Below are 18,531 nucleotides of genomic sequence, written 5' to 3'. Positions count from 1 at the left end.
GGCTGACCGTGATATGTCATATTACGGTTATTTTGATTTCCTTAACATCCGCTACACGTGTACAGTATGTTCGGGCTGGACGATCCATTATGTATCATCGAACCGTTATTCCCAATTCCCTGCCCGTCACTTCATTGAAGATCAAAAAGGAGCCGTCCTCGCGGCAGCTCCCCACTTTCGTTTTTCGTTAGTGAATATGTTTTTCGTTTACTTGCTCTGCATAGCAAGCCAATCCATCAGAGATACTTCCTTCCCCTCCACCACGACCGGCTTCCCGTCATAATCCAGGTGACAGTCATCGTTCAGGGCATATATCCAGGAGAAATGCCCTATATAGTTAAACGGCTCTCCCTTTTCATTCGCAAACAAGCCATGGATGTCCACAACCTTATCAAAGAACGAGAAATGCACATTCTTCGCACCGGCCTTAATCAAGCGCTTATAAGTCGGTATTACAGTTTCCTCCGGTTTCACAATCAAATCATCCTTGGAATGGGTAAACCAAATCGGCACATGCTTAATCGCCTCGATATCCGCATTACTGATGACGTCATTGAACAGCGCTTCGCAAACAGGATATGCAGCAGCGAAGAAATCCGGATAGTCCAGCACCATACGCATGGTCATAAATCCCCCATTGGAGCAGCCACCGATATAGATACGGTTAGTGTCGATTGCCGCATCATTCCTGAAAATGAACTCATCAATCAGAGCCTTCAAGGCCTCCCCATACTTGGACTTACCTGTCCTACCGTACTGTCCGCTGCCGTCGTTCATCCAGAAGGTCGGTGTCTGCGGTACCAACATGTAAGCTCCGCCAAACTTGGCTTGGATTGCATCGCTGGCCATGTTCACCACCTTATTGCCCGTATAAGCGATGGTCGGATCCTGTCCGCCCTCTCCAGCTCCGTGCAACCAGATGATGAGTGGCCGCCTGCCGTTTCCAGTCTGCGGCACGAAGTAGCCATACTTTAGCGGCTCCTCTTCATAGGAGGAAATGCCGTGCAGGAACTTCTCCGCCTGTTTCATGGTTTTGCCTGCACACAGGTCGAATACCAATCCCGTCAGCCTCTCTTCCTCCGCCGGAATTTCCGCAATCTGGTTAATCCGATAATCGCTGAAGATAAACTCGTTGAAGTCGTTCGGACAGGCAATTGCAGCGGATAAGGAATCGAGCGGTCCATACTTCATTTCCAGGGTCACGAATTCCCCTTCCTCTCTCCGTACGCCATGGCTACAGGAAGGATAAGCGGCTTCCACCACGCAGTAGCCCTTGCTTAACTCCTTTTCCGTCTTCTCTAACCAGTTCCTCGAAAGCTTCAGGATCTCACCCTTCTTGTCCTTCCGCTCCACATATACACTAAAGCATTCCGGCTTCACCTCTTCTGCCTTCACGTTCACCGATATGGGCAGCACCAGTTTTGTAACGTAAGGACCATGATCCGTTATCTCGATAATGGCGTAGTAACTTCTTCCCATAGCAAAATCCTCCTTTTTCTCAGATGAAATATTTGACTCCCGCCAGAAATTGTCTTGCGTGGAAACATAGCGGGTCCGGGATTCCAATTCCGGCCCCCATCAAGGAATGAGAGCGTATTCATCAAACAAAAAGCGCCCGCTATACAGGACCGGAGATCCGAAATCGTTCTAATCGACGACCTGGATTAGATAAGCCTCCTGCCGTTTCACCCCCTTGTTTTCATTCTACCGGAAACATATGGAGGCTCACATCCAATATGACGACCTTTTTATTTCGTTTTTGCGATCATTTTATGTAACTATAAATCCTTGAATCCCATTATTCAGCCCAGCGATAAAGTCTGCGTCTACCTCTTGCAATCTATATGAACTATCAGGGGCTTTCTTAACCTTCGATTTCCAGATAACTTCTGAACTATCCATAATAAGCCAGTCTCTATATTGTGAAAGTAACTCACCAGAATGCCTGCGATAGTTATCATAATAAGCTAAAGCTGAAGCAAAAATTCTTGCATGTTAAAGCTTTACTCCGTTTATTTGAATTCATCGCCAGTAAAAGCTACGAAGTAAAAAATGTAATAAGCGTTCACCCAATAGAGTGAACGCCTACTTTAATGCACGAAACTTCCGGGATTATTGTAAAGCCAAACTTAGGAAGCTTCCATGTTCTACATAAATAAAATGATTAATTTGTGACTCTGTTTTGGAGAATTACCGCTGAGATGCTGAGCGGCTGAGCCAATCTTGGAAATGTGTCGTAGTGATGCGCACGGGTCTATCGCCATTTGGAACGAGAGATTGATCATTTACCTCTACGGATCCGTAGTAGAGCGCGTTGGCGTCGGTAACCAACTGACGTTTGTCTTGAGTTTCGCTAAAGTATTGTCGAACGAATTCGTCCATACGAATCTGATCTGGACCAGCCACATCGACAATGCCATTCACTGGTGCCCCAAGTGCGAAATCGGCCACAGCGGCTGCAACATCATCCGAAACGATAGGCTGCATAAGGGCGGAAGGCAAACGAACGGTTTCCCCTTCTGTAGCCACATCGGCGATGCCGCCGACGAATTCGAAGAACTGCGTTGCGCGGACGATCGTATAAGGATTCTTGGAATTCTGGATTAGCTCTTCTTGAGCCATTTTCGCACGGAAATAACCACTTTGGAGAAGGCGTTCGGTACCAACGACCGACAACGCAACATGATGACTTACTCCAGCGGTTGCTTCAGCAGCAAGGAGATTACGAGTAGACGTCTCAAAGAATTCCTTAACAGCCTGGTCCTCCCACGAAGGCGAGTTTGTCACGTCGACGACAACCTGTGCGCCGCTAAGCGCTTCAGCCAGTCCCTCACCAGTGATTGTGTTGATACCTAAGGAAGGTGATGCTGCCACTACCTCATGGCCAAGCTGACGAAGGTTGTTTACAAGTTTTTTTCCAATAAACCCACTGCCACCAATAACTACAATTTTCATATTAATCCTCCTAATTGTTGTAGCCCATAAAGAGCTAATAATGTCTAAACACATTTTCTAGATAGGTTCAAAAGTGCTTATAAGTTGAACTATGCTTTGCTTCTGTAACTGATTAGCTTAAGCCGGCTTTGCTCAAACCATATGCGGCGTCAGCTGATCCCGGTTCCGCTTTGAATGCTATGCTAATACGATTCCAAGCATTAATCGCCATAACGGAGAAAGTCAGATCCGAAATTTCTTTCTCAGTAAACTGACCACGAACGCGTTCATACAGCTCATCGGGCACTCCATGCTCAGAAAGCTTGGTCAGAATTTCGGTCCATGCCAGCGCAGCGCGTTCACGCGGATCAAACAGCGTCGATTCCCGCCAGATCGAGATGTGGTATAGGCGAAGCTCACGCTCGCCATGAATCTTGGCTTCCTTCATATGCATGTCCAGGCAGAACGCGCATCCATTCATTTGTGATGCCCTGATGTGAACAAGATCGAGGATCTTCTTTTCAATTGAGCTTTTATTCTCAGCCATGCTGAAATCCACCATTTTTTTGAAAAGCTCTGGAGATTGCTCCATATAATTTACACGTTGCGTCATAATTGTGTACCTCCTAATTTTTTTGACACTGATAAGACAAATGGCGACTTCAATGTGTGACATAAAAACTATTTATTTTTTTTACCTCATTAAGCGCTTAAGTGCTAACTATGCCAATACAACGATTAGCAGTTTTAAATGCTACATTTATTCAATTCCAAGTATTAATCGCAATGCATATTTGAGTGTATCTCGCAAATAATTAGCAATCGTCCAGTTTGTGGTTATGCAGAATTCGTATTATTCCAAAGAAAAAACTTACTCATTCAATACTGATTTCACACAATCTTTTACCGTGTTCTCTTTTCAAGCGATAGAATGAGCTCCTTCAATAAATTCTTGGCTGGGGTAAGGGATTCCGGAACTGCCCCCATATTTACATGCTGACATGATTTCCGACTACACATCCCAATGGTGATTGTTTCTTTCTTAGTCGGTGGAAATTGGCCCAGTTTGAATTCCAGTGGTCCCTCCTTTAATTCGACGTAACCAATTGGCTCAACAATACCTACTAGGCAAACAGGACAATTGCTCAAGATGTCTTCATCCCTTTCTTTTCTGATCAAATTTGTTTGATAATAATAAGGCAATTGGTGATATGAATATGTGACATCGTTCAGAGTATTAATTTCCAAAATATTCAATAAACCCTATATTAGGTAAATAATTCAGCCTATAATAACCGTTCTAAGTAAACAAATAAAGATTGCCTGCTATCCGGCCTCTCTGGCCAGGTGGTTGGCAATCTTTTTCATGTTCTGGGCAATGGCAATCATTCATTTGCGACGCCCTGATCTGAACGAGATCAAGGATCTTCTCTTAGATGGCGCGACAGTTGTTTAAACTCAAGGTGACTATATCCTTTCTCATTTGTCGCGTTATTCAAGAATTCTCAGTTTAAATGCTGCAATTTATCCGGATTTACAATGAGGTAAACCCGTTGAATGGCCAACGTCTGGATATCCCAATCAAAACAAATGACCCCCGTTGAAATCCCATCTTCGGTTATCAATATACCAGGCTGATGATTGACCTCGACAAGCTGCGCTTTAGATGCAGGAAATCGACTTGACGAAAGAGCGTTCAAAATGGTGAGCACACGTTTCTTATTGTAAATAGGATTAATCGCGGCAGACACTTTTCCTCCGCCATCAGCAATGAAAATGACATCCTCAGTTAACATGTTCACCAGGGATTGAATGTTATGAAACGGCTTACCCTTTCCTTTTCCTCGTGAAGATGCGATGAAAGCATTTCATCTTTTTCATTGGATGCGTCTACTTTTTTCTTGACACGGCTGTAAATCTTGCGACAATTGATTTCTGTGTTGTTGAACATTTCTCCAATTTCACGATGTTCATATGCGAACACTTCTCTTAAAATAAACACCGCTCTCTCCAAGGGTGTCAGTTTATCCATAAGAATAAGAAATGCGTAAGACATTGTATCCTGACGCTCAACACTATCTAATGGACTATACTCGATCAGCTGCACGGTTGGTTCTGGAAGCCAATTGCCTACATAGCTTATTCTTTTTTTTCGTGCTGATTTTAACTCGTTTAAACAACGATTGATCATCATTTTACTTAAGTACGATTTAAAATTTTGAATGTTGTCGTTTAAAAATCCATGCATGCTAATAAACAAATCTTGAACCATATCCTCTGCATCCGATCTAGAACCAAGCATGCGGTAAGCAATTGCAAATAAATGCGGTTTGTAGGTCCTATACAATTCTTCAATGGTATTCGATGATGATTCAAAAAAAGGGAACAGCTACCGGACGTGGCAATCTGCTCCCTGTTGTGTATTAAAAGATGCATTTGTTTGGAGTTTGTTTGGTTCCATGGGTAGTGTGCTTTTGGAGTATAAGGATCAAAGGCAATTCATGGTTGAGCTGCCGCGGCGGCAAACTGCTTCCTGGATCGCTGAACTAACGTTCGCCGTTATCTGAATATCATTTCAGAGAAAATGTTATTTGAGTGTTTTGGTCATTATAAAATCTATTTGTTCTTCATCACCCATATAGAAAGAGTGGGCTCCTGTTTGAACAAAGTCCATTTTTTTATAAAAGGTAATTGCGCTCTCATTTTTTTCCCAAACCCCTAACCAGATCTTCTCTTTATTTCGTTCTATCGCTATTTCTATAGCTTTATTTATTAGATATTTACCAAGCCCCTGTTTATGAAGTTTTTCCCTTATATAAATCCTCTCGATTTCAAGCGAATCATTGCCCATTATTTCAGTTTGAGCATCATTGTTGTTTAGCTTTAAATACCCGGCAATTTCCTCATTAGAGTAAATAAAATAGAATTCCGAAGAGATATTTGATAATTCTTTTTCTAATTGTTTTAAGTTAAATGCTTTTTCCAAGTAGGCTTTCATATTTTCAGGTGAATTTTGATTCTTAAATGTCTCATTAAATGTTTCAACACTAATTTCTTGAAGGAATCCTAGATCTTCAAATGTGCACTTTTTTATATTTATAGTCATATTATTTGTCCTCCTTTTACTAAATCAATATTTTCTCTTGTTTCCCTTTTTTACAAACTCCCAGTCTTTTTCTACATTTTTTCTGACTCTTTGCAGCAGGTTAAAAATCGTTTCTACTTCACTTTCGGAGAATCCAGATAGTGCGACCATATTGGAATAATCGTTTTCCCTTTTTATAAAAGGGTAAACAGTCTTCCCTTTCTCTGTAGGAAATAGTTTTTTAATTTTTTGGTTATATGGATCATCATTCTTTTCAATAAATCCATTAATCTCCAGTTTCTTTATAGCACGAGCAGCTGTTGTTCGGTCTACCTTTATCATTTCAGCTAACTTTTCTTGAATAATTCCTGGATTTTCACATATTCGCACGAGGTACAAGTACTGTCCTTTTGTAAGGTCATATTTTTTAAATTCTATATTACTTATAGAATCCAATGCCCTAGCAATCATTCCAACCTCACGTAGAATTTCCTTCATAATTGCAACTCCACTACTATTGTATTTTTCAAACGTCGTAAAAAAATAGTACAACATTTTTATTGTATTTACAACAAAAATTCCTGCAGGCTTTCCCATACTAACCTCCGTTACTTAATGAACAAAAAGAGGAGCTACCGGCGAGGTAAGCTCCTTCACTATCGTTTTCCGTTAATTCAATGTTTTATCTGGAACTTGCATACTATGTTCTTCTAATAAGCCATTTGCGTCTTTGTATTTGATAGTCCAAACATCTGAATTTTCATCATAACTCACTTCTTTAATCACAAGCACGTTTACACTTGAAATATCCTTATTTAATAAGGCTTTTCGGATTACTGCATCTTGAGTAATGTCTGCTTTTTCAGGTTTTTGTATTTTAGTTATGGTGACCTTCGATGCTTTTACTTGACCAGGGTATGACGCAGCTATGGCACCTTCAAACCTTACATTAACGTATTGTCCAACCTCTACCTTTTGGGTCATATTTGAAACCCACATTGCATCGTAGAACTCTTTTGTTGTTTGATTTATTTCTCTACTTATCGGACTAACTACTAAGGCTCTTTGATTTTCGAGCTTGGTAATATAACCCACAAGTTCCGCTGAACTGGATTTATTAGTTTCCGCTAATGGAGATTGCTTAGGTTCGACTTTGTTGGTACAAGCATTAAGAAAAAGTGATGTTATTAATAGGAATAATAAACAAAGTCTTTTCAATTGATAACCTCCTTTGCGTCTTACATAAAAGACGTTGTTATCATTTTAAAGGTTGCAAAGTTTTTTCGCTATCCTGCATAGTTTGTTGAGCAAATCTGCCCTTTAGCTCAATAAAAACAAGGAGCAACTGCCGTGGCAGATCTGCTCCTTGTTTTGTTCAACTATAGCTCTCCGCTAGTGCAAAGGATTAATTAACTGGAAAATGTGTTTTTCATAACGTACCAGAAGTCTGTTTCTGCTGGGTAAAGCATGTTTCTCGATAGCCCTTCCCCGAACTCAGTTATTAATATTTTTTGTGACTAAATGCTTCTTTAGCTCTCCATAAGTACATACAATTGGTCGAAATAATGGGTTATACAACGTAAAATCTAAAATGTCACGATTGGAGTACCACTCGTCTTTATGCTTTTCATGAACGGAGAGTGAACATATGAAAATGTGCTCAAAAGAAAGAGCAAACCCGTAAAGAGAGCGAAAAGTAAAAGAACACGGAGAGGCGTTTTACACACCTGACCGCGTCCGTAAAATGCAATATGCCCAGAGACTAGCCACCTGCTGTTTCACGGATGAACCACGAAGGACCCTATGCTAGTTACCTTGTTACCATACCAATATCGGGATTTCGTTTCTCCCAACCCACTAAACCTGCCATCAAAATATGGTTGGCCATAACGTATAGAGAAGTGCATAGTAGCATTCCCTCGACCGGTAGCATCCTCCCAAACTCCCGCAAAATTGTTATTGTCATCAATTCTCCCTACTATTCCTCCGCCGCTCCATTTGTAGCTGCCTGTAACATTTGATCCATCTTGCCGTAAGGTTAGAACCCCGTTAAAATCCTTATGGACTATGCTGTCTGGTCCTGTTTGCGTCTCGGGAATCGTAATTTTCCATTCTCCCGTAACATTCATCGGATCTCGATCGGCATTCATCTGTACTGGGTATTGTGATTATTCCAGAGGGTCCATTTTGTATACTTGTGAGTGAACTTCAGAATATGATTTCGAATGGAGGAAAATACTAAGCTATAATTTAATTAGGGAGTGAGAGTTTTTATCATGGAAACGATTAAACCCATTAAAATTAGTTCAACTAAATCGAATACCACTGAAAAACTAACATCAGTAGAAATGGGTAAACTTTGGGCAACACATGTGGGAAACAGCATGTCACAATGTATATTACGTTATTACCTTCAAAACGTTGTCGATAAAGATATTAAAACTTTATTAGAGAATGCATTAAAATTAAGCGTAGAGTTCATGAAAACAACGGAAGATATTTTCAAGAAAGAAAATTTCCCGATTCCTAAAGGTTTTTCAGAAGAAGACGTTAACCTTGGTGCTCCTCGTTTATTTGAAGATGAATACTATGTTCATTACTTGAAATATGTAGCTAAAGCAGGAATGAGTATTTATAACGTAGCCGTACCGCTTGTTTATAGGAAGGATGTTAAAGATTTTTTTACTCATTGTATGGTTTCCACTATGGCATTGATGGAACAAATCAACGATATATTGATGAATAAAGGATTAATCATTAAACCTCCTATTATTCCAGTTCCAGATAAAGTGGAATTTATTCATCAAGATTTTTTAAATGGTTTTTTTGGACATGTACGACCTCTACATGCATTAGAAATTGCCCATTTGTATGATAATATTGAAAACAATGTAACAAGCAAAGCATTGATCATGGCATTTAGCCAAGTAGTAAAATCGGAAAAGGTTCGAAAATTGTTTATAGAAGGTAAGGATATCACGCATAAACACATCGAACAATATATGGAAAAGCTACATAACGAAGATTTACCTTCACCATCGTTTCTTGACCATTTGGTTACAACATCAACATTTTCTCCATTTTCGGATAAATTAATGTTGTTTCATAAGATTGACATGTTTTCAATGAAAATTAGAGCGTTTGGAAATTCTGCGGCTGTAAACGGAAGACATGATATGGGAATCCTCTATGCAAGGTCATTAATGAAAATCTCATCATTTGTTGAAGATGCAGCAAAAATTTCGATTCAGAACGGTTGGATGGAGCAACCACCCTATGCGGTTAATAGAGATAAGATAGCGTTTGAAAAATAATCATTCAATGTTTTTCACAAATGTGAATAAAAAAGATTTCCCGTTAAACAATATCCAAATAAAAATACGATGTCGGGAGGAATAACAATGGTAGGCATATTGGACGCAGCAATTATAACAATTAAATCTTTGACAGATGAAGAAAAACCCCACCCTCTTCATGTTGGGGAAGTGATGGCTTGTTGGATTTATTTGGCGGGTCTTGAAATAGCCAAAGCAACTGTTCAAGCGGGTATAAACACCACGTATGATGAGGATCTGAAAGCCATGCTTAAAGAAGATTTAGAACTCAATCATGGGCAACGAGAACGCCTCTATAATTTCATGCTTAACGAAGGAATTACATTACCTCCTGCTCATGAAGATATGCCTAACTCGGATCCTAACAGTATTCCGCTTGGTGTTAAATTGACGGACGATGTGCTTGCCAACGAATTATCTTTTAAAATCGTTAGTTTGATTCTCCGTGCCGCAGGTGCAAATGCAGAATCGATTCGAACAGACTTCGGTTTAATGTTTTTACAGTTCCAAGCGGAAAAAGTAATGTTGGGGGCAAAATTAAAACAATTAATGATGAAACGCGGGTGGATTAAAATACCACCGTTTTTCATTCCACCTGGTTCCCAACCATCAGGAAATGCTTAGATAATCTCGAATCATTAGTAATTGGCACAAAGTGGCTGCTTATATTAATCCTTAGATGAGTACACTAATTATGTTTCCAATTCCTCAGATAGGTGGGCTAATGTCATGACAACACACGACCAACAACAAGAAAATCACGCTAAAGACCAAAAAGATAACAAACCAAATCATGGTAAAAGCAGAAAAAAGAAGAAGTAGAAATAATGGAATTGATGATGTAAACAACATAATTCAGGTGGTTAACAAAAGCACAAAAAAGCCCGGGGATTCTTTCCCTTAGGGCTTTAGTTTTATTTATCTCTAAAATATCTTATACAAGAGAAACTACCATTTGCCCTTGATTTATGCGATCGCTAGTTAGAATTCTTGACCCTTGTTCCGTTGGTGATGGAGAAGGAACAATACCATTAACAGAGCCTTTCTAATTAAAAAATAAAGGAAAAGTAAATGTAACGAAAGCTGCCCAAAGCCCATAGACCGGCAAATACTTCGTAACGGCATCTTGAATGGTTGAAGGTCCGGTTTTGTTTTGTAGAAAACGCATATAGGAGAGCATAATCCAAATGAGATTGGCCCAGATCAGTATGTTTACGCCTAGAACAGCCAATCTGTTGGGCGTAATCCCATAAGAAGAAAGCCTGAACACGATGGCGGATAAAGCCACACTGTCAATGATAAGAGCAAGAACAATGAGAGCAAAATTGATATAATCTGAAATGTTCTTTTTCTCATCTGTGCCGCTTTCGGTAATGGAAAATATGGTAACGGCCAATACAATAAGGAGAATTCCGTTGAAAGATAAGAGGAAATCGCGGTCCAAGAATGGATTTTTCCCGACCACAATAACCGTTATTAGATAGACCAACAAGGTTACCAGGACAAGAGGACTAAAAATTTTGGCAATATAGGGTGCTATATTTTTAGCAAGTTTAAGGTTCCTAGATACGAGGTATGTAGCCACAAGAGCGAGCGCGGCAGCACCAAATAAAACGACATTTTTAAAATAGAATTCAGATATATCCATGCCGACAAATCTAAATAACTGCATCGTTAATCCTGTTAGCAGCATTCCGCTAATTGCCATGCAGGCGTAGAGTATGCCAAGTTCTCCATTAAATTTAAGATAGGCTAATCTTGTGCTTCCTCTGCCATAGTCATTTCCTGTAAATGCAAGCCCTACTACTACCCATAAGAATATGGGGAGGTGTATATAAGCCAGGATAATACTGTCTGTTTGCTCTAGTGGCAGCATATTCAGAAAAAACCCGGAGATTAGGAATGACGATGCTAGGGTGTAAAGCACCTTTTTGCGAGGGAAATTATTGCATAAAAAATAGATGGCAATGAAGGGAAGTATACCAAACACAAGATTAATAGGGGCTATAGCTTCCTTTTCGACAAAATGAAAAAGGATCCTTGTGCTAATCCCGGCTAGAATCGCTAAAATGCCCATGGTTAAGAAATCTTTCTGAAGTAAGGAAGCTTTTTCTGTATGTATTGTCTCCTTGAAATGCAATCTTTCATACCAAACGGCAAGAACCTGCGAATCAGGGTTTTGTTCCCAAGCATAGGAGAATGACTTTTTAAAAGCTTCGGGTTCTTTTCTAAACATTCTCTCCAGCTCTTGGGGATTTGCCATATTTTCAATAATCAGATTGTTAATGTCCATGGTTATACTTCCCCCTAATAATTGTCATATGAAGACCTACTTTCCACCACAATGTTTATTAACTAAACGTTATTATGCTTGAGTGTCTTCGTCACTTTTGTATTCTAAAATATCGCCAGGCTGACATTCTAAAGCCTTACAAACCGCCTCTAACGTTGATAATCGAATCGCTTTTGCCTTTCCATTTTTCAATATAGAAAGGTTAGCCATTGTTATTCCAACCCTTTCCGTAAGTGTTGTTACGCTCATTTTTCTTTTAGCCAACATCACATCAATATTGATTATAATCGCCATGTTATTCACCTCAGACCGTCAAATCATTTTCTGATTTTATATCAATCGCCTCTTTTAAAAGCTTTTGGAGAACTGCAGCAAAAATGGCAATCACCATGGAAGCAAAAATCATGACCATTCCGATTACTATGATACCTGGGGCATCGTCTTTCTCCGCCACGAGATAGCAGAGTGGCATGCCTACCACATACAAGCTACTGATTGTGATTGCACAGAATTTTATATTCTTTAAAACGCGTACAGATAATTCCGAGAAAGCTTTATTCTTGTCAATATAGCTTAAAAGTTTAAAAGTTTGATACAGTGCAATGTAAAAAGGTATCGCCGTTGCATACAAATCGATGAAAACAAGATATTTGATATACGTAAGATCTGGATACAATTCAGCTGCATAATTCGCTATCTCTGGCACCAAAAATATGCACAAAGCAAGAACTGGGATTCCAATAAGAATAACAGCTACCTTTAAAAAGAGTGTTGATCCTCGTTCCATAAAAAGTCCCTCACTTATCATTAAATTTAATTTGACTTTAACATATGATTTATCGTCTTACAATAAAAAATTACCACAATTAAATATATTGTTATTGTTATGTATATTTCTTCTTTAAACAAAAAAAGCATTCCTCATTTAAAAGAAATGCTCATAACTTTAATATAGGTTCTCGTTTGTTGAATTATCCCAATGGCTTCCTTGTATTTTCTCTATAATTTCACTAACACAATGTTCTATTTCCTTGTTTGAGCAATCAAGAGTTTTATCACAATACTTGATGTATAGAGGAACTCTTTCCTCGTAAACCCTTAAGGCTATCTGTATCAACGTAATCCATTCCTAGAGTGGGCATCGGTATATTTATGTTCTTTATACGCAGAAACCTCTCCACGACTCACTCCTTCAGCGACAAATAATGCTTGATTGGAAAGTTCAAATTAGATAAAACACGAAAAAAGAGAATGAATCCGTTAGAGATATCGTTATGAATACATCACTATTTTCAAACAAAGTATTTTATTTGAAATACTACCTTGACAGTCACAGTAGTGTGTCGTATTATAAAAACACGGAGGTGATTAAATGAGCGAGAACAAAATTACATCCGACCTGCTGCGCGGACATACCGATACGATGATTTTACGGCTCTTATCCGAAGCTGACCGCTACGGGTACGAAATTGTCAAACTGATCGCCGAGCGCTCGGGCGGCGAATATGAATTAAAGGAAGCCACGATGTACTCCAGCGTCCGGCGGCTTGAGACAGACGGCGATATCGAGTGGTATTGGGGTGACGAATCTCAGGGCGGACGACGCAAGTATTTTAGGATTACCGAAAAGGGCAACGGTACTTACGCCCGCAACAAAAGCAATTGGGAGTATTCAAAGCGCGTACTAGAAAATTTATTATAAGGAGATGGATGTTATGAATCAGAAATTGACGAACTATTTGAACGGCGTTTTTACGCCATACGATGGGGTTAAAAGCGTCACCGAATTACAGGCGGACCTGCACTCCGATTTGCAGGAGCGATATCGTGAACTCAAAGCAGAGGGCAAAGACGATGAAACTGCGTTTCATCTGACCATTCAGAGCATCGGTGACATCGAACAAACGATACTGGAAGTCGCCAACCTCTCCCGCTCGCTCGAGCGGCAGTTGCTGACTAACTTTAGCGCAAGCAACCTGACCCAAAGCGACTTTGCAGGCGTTACTGCGCATAAAGGTCAATTTAATGCTAGCGCGTTACGCGGTTCCGACTTTGCGGGCGCAGACTTGACCGGAAGTTCGTTTAAGAGCAGTGATTTACGTGAAGCCAATTTTGACGGCGCAAATCTGACTGACTGTACCCTATCCACCGTTGACCTTACGAATGTAAGTTTCAATCGATCAATCCTTGTACGCACTGACTTCAGCATTTCTGGGCTGGAGGGAGCAAAATTCGCAGGTGTAAAACTGACCGACGTCACGCTAAACAAGATCGACCTTAGAAAAACAATCTTTGAGGGTTGTATCTTTGACGGCGTGGACTTCAAATATTCCGACCTGAGCGGGCTGCGTCTTGACGGGCAAACCTTTATCGGCGTTAAATTTGACAAGTCGGTATTAAACGATGTTTCCTTTAGGGGCGCAACGCTCAAGAATGTGTCTTTTCAGGCGTTTTTTTCACTGACCAATAAGTATTACCGTGCCTTCAAAACCATCTGCTTTGACGACGCAGTCATGGATAAACTGACTTATGCTGCGCTTAAAGGCATGGGGGCCGATTTGTCCAAGGTTACAGTCCGATAAGGAGGGAAAAATATGCAAACTACATCAATTAAAGTGACAGGATTGCAAAAGTCCTACAAGCAGCATCAAGTCCTAAAGGGCGTTGATTTCGAGGTAGAAAAGGGCAGTATTTTCGCCCTGCTCGGCTCCAACGGGGCCGGCAAGACAACGGTTGTCAAAATCCTCACCACCCTGCTCAAACAAGATAGCGGAACTGCCACCGTAAACGGATTCGATGTTGCGTCCAAACCCGAGAATGTGCGGCAGGCAATCAGCCTGACTGGGCAATTTGCCGCGGTGGACGAAATTTTGACCGGACGGGAAAATCTGATCATGATTGCCAAGCTGCGATATCTCAAAAATCCGCGTCAGGTTGCGGATGACTTGCTTAATCGCTTTGGCTTGACAGACGCCGCCGATCGCAGGGCATCTACTTATTCGGGTGGTATGCGCCGTAGGCTCGATATCGCCTTGAGCCTTGTGGGAAAACCGCAGATCATTTTCCTCGACGAGCCGACCACTGGGCTTGACCCTGAGGCACGCATCGAGGTTTGGAAGATTGTCAAGGAGCTTGCCGACGGCGGCACGACGGTACTCCTGACCACGCAGTATTTGGAAGAAGCTGAGCAGCTTGCCGACCGAATTGCCATTTTGCACGAGGGTAGAATTATTGCCAATGGCACGCTTTCGGATCTAAAAAAACTATTCCCATCCGCGAAGGTGGAGTATGTTGAAAAACAACCGACATTAGAGGAGATATTCCTCGCAATCGTCGGCAAAAAGGAGGCAAAGTAAATGGAGACAGCAAAGAATCATTTCTTCACCGATATTAGCGTTATGCTTGGACGTTCTATGCGCCATATTTTCCGCAGTATGGACACCATCATCACGGTCTGCATCACTCCAATTGCGATGATGCTGCTGTTCGTCTATGTGTTAGGCGGTGCCATTCAAACCGGAACGGATAACTATGTGAATTACCTGTTGCCAGGCATACTGCTTATGGCGATCGCAAGCGGAATAGCCTATACGGCATACCGCCTGTTTATGGATAAGCAGCGGGGCATATTCGAGCGGTTTCACACCATGCCGATTTCACGTTCCGCCTTACTTTGGGGGCATGTGCTGACCTCTCTGGTGTCCAACGCCATATCGTTGATCGTCATCATTCTCGTAGCGTTGATTATGGGTTTTCGTTCGTCCGCGGGAATACTGCCATGGCTTGCCGTAGCCGGCATACTCGCGTTGTTTACACTGGCCTTAACTTGGGTCGCGGCGATTTCCGGACTGTCCGCAAAAACGATTGAAGGTGCGAGCGCGTTTTCCTATCCACTTATCTTCCTGCCGTTTATTAGTTCGGCGTTTGTGCCGACTGAGTCGATGCCGTCGGTCGTTCGCGCCTTTGCCGAAAACCAGCCTGTGACCTCGATCGTGAACGCCATCCGTGCGCTGCTGGCAGATCAGCCGGTGGGCAATGATATATGGATCGCTCTTGCATGGTGCGTCGGAATTTTGTTCGTAGCATATTTCTTTGCAATGAGGGTGTATAAAAAGCGGGTGTAAAATATAAGGGCGCAACTTTCATACGACAGGAGCTATCCACTCTTAAGATAGTGCATTCAGCTGCGCATACCATGCGCGTTCACCTGATCGTATCTCGCTTAACTGCCTTCTCATGTTCTCATTGAACTCTGGTTCGCCGTTAGCTCAATGCCAACATCCAGCAATATTACTTCAGGTTGTTTGTATCCTGATAAACCTTAATAAGTGGCACTATTGTCTCATACGCTTGAAAAACATCAAGCACAATCAAATCGAACTCTTCTTGAATCTCTAAGTTTTCCTTCCAAAAATCTATATTAACCTTTAGTATCGAACACAATAGATCTCCCCTGTAATAATCACCAGAGTTCAACGGGTTATCAACTAGCTGCCACCTCATTCATTTTGGCACTTCCACAGAGAAGGCTTCCCTTTATAATCGTTTCTCTTACAATTAAATGAACAGAATTCGCGACGGAAACCTAACACACGATTAAAAATTATTTTGCCACCACATAAAATAAGTTGCCGTCCGGATCTCTGAACGTAAAATGTAATTGTCCTCCGGACTTAAGAAGCTGCGCGAGCTGAATACCTCCCTTGTTCAATCCGAGATAAGACCTATAGATGTCGAAAGGATTTCTTCGATGAAAAGCATCGACTAACGCGTCAAAATGTAACTTGAGCCACGCATCCTGGGTCAGATCGTCGGCATCCCATCGGTTTCCAGCTACATGCATGCTGTATTAACTTGTTTTCTCATACTAAGTGTTTTTGAATCGCATTATTCTTGGTGTAATCATTTTTCATTTCATAAGAAAGCATTTCCCAAGCATTGGAATAGTCTTTATTTTCTATTTCCTTAAAATGTGCCACGAGTAAATCATGAACTGCATTCTCATCGTTCTTTGTTATACTTTCTGCGTTCGCAATGGGGATTGGTGTAAGAATGGTTAGTTTGAAGATGTGGTGCTTTCGACATTCGAATACTTAGATGTTTCCGATTTGCATCCACCTAAAATTAGAATTCATCTATTCAACCCTTCACTGCAGAACTAACCGTCAAAGCCCTCTCCACTTGTTCAGTGAAAATCAGGTATAACACGACCATCGGCAAGCTCGCAATCGTCATAACTGCACCCATTCCTCCCCAGTCGGTCGCATGAAGCCCTTGGAAATATACGAGTCCAATCGGCAAGGTCATTAATTGTTCGTTTGTAATCAAGATCGATGCCAAAAAGAACTCATTCCACGTCCCCATAAACTGAAGAATAACAATAGTTGCGACGGCCGGAGTGAGGATCGGCAGAATGATACGAAAGAATGCAAGATAAATCGAGGCGCCATCCATACATGCTGATTCTTCCAGCTCTTGCGGAATCCCTCGCAGGAAGCCGTAAAATACCATTGAGGCAAAGGGTAGCCCGAACGCCACGTAGGGGATCAATAAAGCGCCGTACGTATTCGTTAAGTGAAAATCTTTCACGATAATAGCCAAGGGAATGATGATGACTTGAATTGGAATAAACATGCCGATAATCATGTAAATCCTTACCGATTCACGAAATTTCCAGCGAAGTCTGCCAATTGCGTAAGCAAACATAACGGCGAAAATGACAACACCGATCGTCGTAATTGTTGACACAATCACACTATTGGCAATATAGGTGGGGACATTGAATCTGCTCCATGCATTTACGTAATTCTCGATTCTGAAGTTCGTCGGTATTCCAAATGGATTGGTTACGAAAATTTCATCGTTATTTTTCAACGAATAAAAGACCATCCAAATTAACGGATATACGGAAATCACGAAGTAAATCCATAAAAAGGACTGCAGGACGATTCCTACGATTTTGTTCATTCCATGACTCTCCTTTATCCCTGTTCCAATCCAGTTTCTCTGCTATCAAAGGCTTTGTTGATAATAATAGTGACGATTAGGCTAATCACAATCAACAATACCGAAATGGCACAAGCATACCCATATTGATTGCCCGAAAAAGCGTTCCGGATGATCATGAATGTAATCGTATAGGTTGTCGTGCCTGGGCCGCCATTCGTCATAATCGCCATCTGCACATAAGCACCAATCCCTGCTGTAATGGCAATGATTGTGCAAAACTTGAACGTTTCCTTCATCAGTGGGAGCGTGATGTACCAATGCGCCTTCCATTTACCGGCTCCGTCGATTCTAGCTGCTTCCGCATAATGCTCAGGAACGGATTTCACGCCGGCATAGAGCAAAGCAAACTGAAAACCCATATACTGCCAAGCGTTGACGAATGCAATCGCAACAATCGAGAAGCTCGGTGAGTTCAACCAATCTTGACGGTAGTCCATCCCTATTGCTTCAAATAATTTATTGATGATGCCATTCACCGGGTCATACATGGAAAGCCAAAGTTGACACACGACGGTGACTGAAAGGACAACTGGAATAAAATAGGCTGTTTTCAGAACTTTTCGCCCTTTCACCGTCGGGTCAGCGCAAATAAGCGCCAACATCGTACCTAGACCAATTTGGAAAATGACCAGAACAATGGCGAATAACATGCCATTACGGAGTGAAGTGGTTAATAAATAATCTTGCGTAAGAGCGATATAATTTCTGACGCCAATAAAGGTTGCGGCGCTAAGCCCATCCCATTCAAAGAAGCTACGGTAAAATACTTGAAGAATGGGATAAAACACAATAACGCTATATAGAATAATTGCCGGTGTTAAAAAAATGATAATGGCCTGTTTGTTTCCTAGGTACTGTTTCATTTCCATGCTCCC

At 41.3% G+C, this 18,531-nt stretch carries 22 protein-coding genes; 6 read left to right on the top strand and 16 right to left on the bottom strand.

Features of this window, described 5'->3' with window-relative positions:
• Positions 1 to 207 precede the first annotated feature (207 nt).
• The 9 genes from AC58P7_RS26275 to AC58P7_RS26235 form a co-directional block, all read right to left on the bottom strand.
• On the bottom strand, positions 208 to 1,479 hold the full coding sequence (locus tag AC58P7_RS26275; RefSeq protein WP_497348257.1) for a prolyl oligopeptidase family serine peptidase: 1,272 nt from the start codon (positions 1,477 to 1,479) through the stop codon (positions 208 to 210).
• A gap of 711 nt (positions 1,480 to 2,190) precedes the next feature.
• Positions 2,191 to 2,955, bottom strand: a complete 765-nt coding sequence (locus AC58P7_RS26270) for an SDR family oxidoreductase (RefSeq protein WP_497348255.1) — start codon at positions 2,953 to 2,955, stop codon at positions 2,191 to 2,193.
• A 112-nt stretch (positions 2,956 to 3,067) separates the two neighbouring features.
• A complete protein-coding gene (locus tag AC58P7_RS26265; RefSeq protein ID WP_497348253.1) occupies positions 3,068 to 3,547 on the bottom strand; it encodes a carboxymuconolactone decarboxylase family protein in 480 nt (159 codons plus the stop codon).
• Positions 3,548 to 4,439: 892 nt separating this feature from the next.
• Positions 4,440 to 4,730, bottom strand: a complete 291-nt coding sequence (locus AC58P7_RS26260; protein ID WP_497348251.1) for a hypothetical protein — start codon at positions 4,728 to 4,730, stop codon at positions 4,440 to 4,442.
• 2 nt (positions 4,731 to 4,732) lie between these two features.
• Entirely contained in the window at positions 4,733 to 5,281 is a 549-nt protein-coding gene (locus tag AC58P7_RS26255; RefSeq protein ID WP_497348249.1) for a sigma-70 family RNA polymerase sigma factor, read from the bottom strand.
• A 240-nt stretch (positions 5,282 to 5,521) separates the two neighbouring features.
• Complete coding sequence (gene paiA, locus AC58P7_RS26250) at positions 5,522 to 6,040, bottom strand: spermidine/spermine N(1)-acetyltransferase (protein ID WP_497348247.1); 519 nt, start codon at positions 6,038 to 6,040, stop codon at positions 5,522 to 5,524.
• A gap of 24 nt (positions 6,041 to 6,064) precedes the next feature.
• Positions 6,065 to 6,517, bottom strand: a complete 453-nt coding sequence (locus AC58P7_RS26245; RefSeq protein WP_497348322.1) for a MarR family winged helix-turn-helix transcriptional regulator — start codon at positions 6,515 to 6,517, stop codon at positions 6,065 to 6,067.
• Positions 6,518 to 6,688: 171 nt separating this feature from the next.
• Positions 6,689 to 7,237: a DUF3221 domain-containing protein gene (locus AC58P7_RS26240; RefSeq protein WP_497348245.1), complete on the bottom strand. Its 549-nt coding sequence runs from the start codon at positions 7,235 to 7,237 to the stop codon at positions 6,689 to 6,691.
• Between the two features lie 560 nt (positions 7,238 to 7,797).
• On the bottom strand, positions 7,798 to 8,169 hold the full coding sequence (locus tag AC58P7_RS26235) for a hypothetical protein (RefSeq protein ID WP_497348243.1): 372 nt from the start codon (positions 8,167 to 8,169) through the stop codon (positions 7,798 to 7,800).
• A 126-nt stretch (positions 8,170 to 8,295) separates the two neighbouring features.
• Here AC58P7_RS26235 and AC58P7_RS26230 point away from each other — a divergent pair, with 126 nt between their 5' ends.
• Together AC58P7_RS26230 and AC58P7_RS26225 are read left to right on the top strand one after the other, a co-directional pair.
• On the top strand, positions 8,296 to 9,333 hold the full coding sequence (locus tag AC58P7_RS26230; protein WP_497348241.1) for a DUF3231 family protein: 1,038 nt from the start codon (positions 8,296 to 8,298) through the stop codon (positions 9,331 to 9,333).
• Positions 9,334 to 9,420: 87 nt separating this feature from the next.
• Positions 9,421 to 9,978 carry a DUF3231 family protein gene (locus AC58P7_RS26225; RefSeq protein WP_497348239.1) on the top strand — a complete coding sequence of 186 codons (558 nt, stop codon included), beginning with the start codon at positions 9,421 to 9,423 and terminating at the stop codon, positions 9,976 to 9,978.
• 421 nt (positions 9,979 to 10,399) lie between these two features.
• Here AC58P7_RS26225 and AC58P7_RS26220 read toward each other — a convergent pair whose 3' ends face one another.
• The 3 genes from AC58P7_RS26220 to AC58P7_RS26210 form a co-directional block, all read right to left on the bottom strand.
• Positions 10,400 to 11,647 carry a DUF4153 domain-containing protein gene (locus AC58P7_RS26220; protein ID WP_497348237.1) on the bottom strand — a complete coding sequence of 416 codons (1,248 nt, stop codon included), beginning with the start codon at positions 11,645 to 11,647 and terminating at the stop codon, positions 10,400 to 10,402.
• A 72-nt stretch (positions 11,648 to 11,719) separates the two neighbouring features.
• On the bottom strand, positions 11,720 to 11,941 hold the full coding sequence (locus AC58P7_RS26215; RefSeq protein ID WP_497348235.1) for a helix-turn-helix domain-containing protein: 222 nt from the start codon (positions 11,939 to 11,941) through the stop codon (positions 11,720 to 11,722).
• Positions 11,942 to 11,951: 10 nt separating this feature from the next.
• Positions 11,952 to 12,434, bottom strand: a complete 483-nt coding sequence (locus AC58P7_RS26210; RefSeq protein WP_497348233.1) for a DUF2975 domain-containing protein — start codon at positions 12,432 to 12,434, stop codon at positions 11,952 to 11,954.
• A 585-nt stretch (positions 12,435 to 13,019) separates the two neighbouring features.
• Here AC58P7_RS26210 and AC58P7_RS26205 point away from each other — a divergent pair.
• The 4 genes from AC58P7_RS26205 to AC58P7_RS26190 are packed head-to-tail and all read left to right on the top strand — an operon-like array spanning position 13,020 to position 15,771.
• Positions 13,020 to 13,349: a PadR family transcriptional regulator gene (locus AC58P7_RS26205; RefSeq protein ID WP_497348231.1), complete on the top strand. Its 330-nt coding sequence runs from the start codon at positions 13,020 to 13,022 to the stop codon at positions 13,347 to 13,349.
• A 13-nt stretch (positions 13,350 to 13,362) separates the two neighbouring features.
• Positions 13,363 to 14,229, top strand: coding sequence for a pentapeptide repeat-containing protein (locus AC58P7_RS26200; RefSeq protein WP_497348229.1), 867 nt, complete (start codon positions 13,363 to 13,365; stop codon positions 14,227 to 14,229).
• Positions 14,230 to 14,241: 12 nt separating this feature from the next.
• Complete coding sequence (locus AC58P7_RS26195) at positions 14,242 to 15,003, top strand: ABC transporter ATP-binding protein (RefSeq protein ID WP_497348227.1); 762 nt, start codon at positions 14,242 to 14,244, stop codon at positions 15,001 to 15,003.
• Complete coding sequence (locus AC58P7_RS26190; RefSeq protein WP_497348225.1) at positions 15,004 to 15,771, top strand: ABC transporter permease; 768 nt, start codon at positions 15,004 to 15,006, stop codon at positions 15,769 to 15,771.
• 166 nt (positions 15,772 to 15,937) lie between these two features.
• On the opposite strand, the gene AC58P7_RS26185 is transcribed toward AC58P7_RS26190, so the two are convergent.
• The 4 genes from AC58P7_RS26185 to AC58P7_RS26170 form a co-directional block, all read right to left on the bottom strand.
• Positions 15,938 to 16,150, bottom strand: a complete 213-nt coding sequence (locus AC58P7_RS26185) for a contact-dependent growth inhibition system immunity protein (protein WP_497348223.1) — start codon at positions 16,148 to 16,150, stop codon at positions 15,938 to 15,940.
• A 100-nt stretch (positions 16,151 to 16,250) separates the two neighbouring features.
• Complete coding sequence (locus tag AC58P7_RS26180; protein WP_497348221.1) at positions 16,251 to 16,490, bottom strand: hypothetical protein; 240 nt, start codon at positions 16,488 to 16,490, stop codon at positions 16,251 to 16,253.
• 296 nt (positions 16,491 to 16,786) lie between these two features.
• The gene (locus tag AC58P7_RS26175) at positions 16,787 to 17,614 is read right to left on the bottom strand and encodes a carbohydrate ABC transporter permease (RefSeq protein ID WP_497348219.1); all 828 of its coding nucleotides are present in this window, start codon (positions 17,612 to 17,614) and stop codon (positions 16,787 to 16,789) included.
• Positions 17,615 to 17,628: 14 nt separating this feature from the next.
• The gene (locus AC58P7_RS26170; protein WP_497348217.1) at positions 17,629 to 18,519 is read right to left on the bottom strand and encodes a carbohydrate ABC transporter permease; all 891 of its coding nucleotides are present in this window, start codon (positions 18,517 to 18,519) and stop codon (positions 17,629 to 17,631) included.
• Positions 18,520 to 18,531 lie beyond the last annotated feature (12 nt).

Source organism: Paenibacillus sp. J22FR5 (assembly GCF_059691975.1).
This window is presented reverse-complemented; position numbering and strand designations above follow the sequence as displayed.

Bases quoted from the DNA above. Each gene is read 5' to 3' on its own strand.
- AC58P7_RS26275 (WP_497348257.1), bottom strand. From the start codon at position 1,479: ATGGGAAGAAGTTACTACGCCATTATCGAGATAACGGATCATGGTCCT.
- AC58P7_RS26270 (WP_497348255.1), bottom strand. From the start codon at position 2,955: ATGAAAATTGTAGTTATTGGTGGCAGTGGGTTTATTGGAAAAAAACTT.
- AC58P7_RS26265 (WP_497348253.1), bottom strand. From the start codon at position 3,547: ATGACGCAACGTGTAAATTATATGGAGCAATCTCCAGAGCTTTTCAAA.
- AC58P7_RS26260 (WP_497348251.1), bottom strand. From the start codon at position 4,730: ATGTTAACTGAGGATGTCATTTTCATTGCTGATGGCGGAGGAAAAGTG.
- paiA (WP_497348247.1), bottom strand. From the start codon at position 6,040: ATGACTATAAATATAAAAAAGTGCACATTTGAAGATCTAGGATTCCTT.
- AC58P7_RS26245 (WP_497348322.1), bottom strand. From the start codon at position 6,517: ATGAAGGAAATTCTACGTGAGGTTGGAATGATTGCTAGGGCATTGGAT.
- AC58P7_RS26235 (WP_497348243.1), bottom strand. From the start codon at position 8,169: ATGAATGCCGATCGAGATCCGATGAATGTTACGGGAGAATGGAAAATT.
- AC58P7_RS26230 (WP_497348241.1), top strand. From the start codon at position 8,296: ATGGAAACGATTAAACCCATTAAAATTAGTTCAACTAAATCGAATACC.
- AC58P7_RS26225 (WP_497348239.1), top strand. From the start codon at position 9,421: ATGGTAGGCATATTGGACGCAGCAATTATAACAATTAAATCTTTGACA.
- AC58P7_RS26220 (WP_497348237.1), bottom strand. From the start codon at position 11,647: ATGGACATTAACAATCTGATTATTGAAAATATGGCAAATCCCCAAGAG.
- AC58P7_RS26215 (WP_497348235.1), bottom strand. From the start codon at position 11,941: ATGGCGATTATAATCAATATTGATGTGATGTTGGCTAAAAGAAAAATG.
- AC58P7_RS26210 (WP_497348233.1), bottom strand. From the start codon at position 12,434: ATGGAACGAGGATCAACACTCTTTTTAAAGGTAGCTGTTATTCTTATT.
- AC58P7_RS26205 (WP_497348231.1), top strand. From the start codon at position 13,020: ATGAGCGAGAACAAAATTACATCCGACCTGCTGCGCGGACATACCGAT.
- AC58P7_RS26200 (WP_497348229.1), top strand. From the start codon at position 13,363: ATGAATCAGAAATTGACGAACTATTTGAACGGCGTTTTTACGCCATAC.
- AC58P7_RS26195 (WP_497348227.1), top strand. From the start codon at position 14,242: ATGCAAACTACATCAATTAAAGTGACAGGATTGCAAAAGTCCTACAAG.
- AC58P7_RS26190 (WP_497348225.1), top strand. From the start codon at position 15,004: ATGGAGACAGCAAAGAATCATTTCTTCACCGATATTAGCGTTATGCTT.
- AC58P7_RS26185 (WP_497348223.1), bottom strand. From the start codon at position 16,150: ATGAGGTGGCAGCTAGTTGATAACCCGTTGAACTCTGGTGATTATTAC.
- AC58P7_RS26180 (WP_497348221.1), bottom strand. From the start codon at position 16,490: ATGCATGTAGCTGGAAACCGATGGGATGCCGACGATCTGACCCAGGAT.
- AC58P7_RS26175 (WP_497348219.1), bottom strand. From the start codon at position 17,614: ATGAACAAAATCGTAGGAATCGTCCTGCAGTCCTTTTTATGGATTTAC.
- AC58P7_RS26170 (WP_497348217.1), bottom strand. From the start codon at position 18,519: ATGAAACAGTACCTAGGAAACAAACAGGCCATTATCATTTTTTTAACA.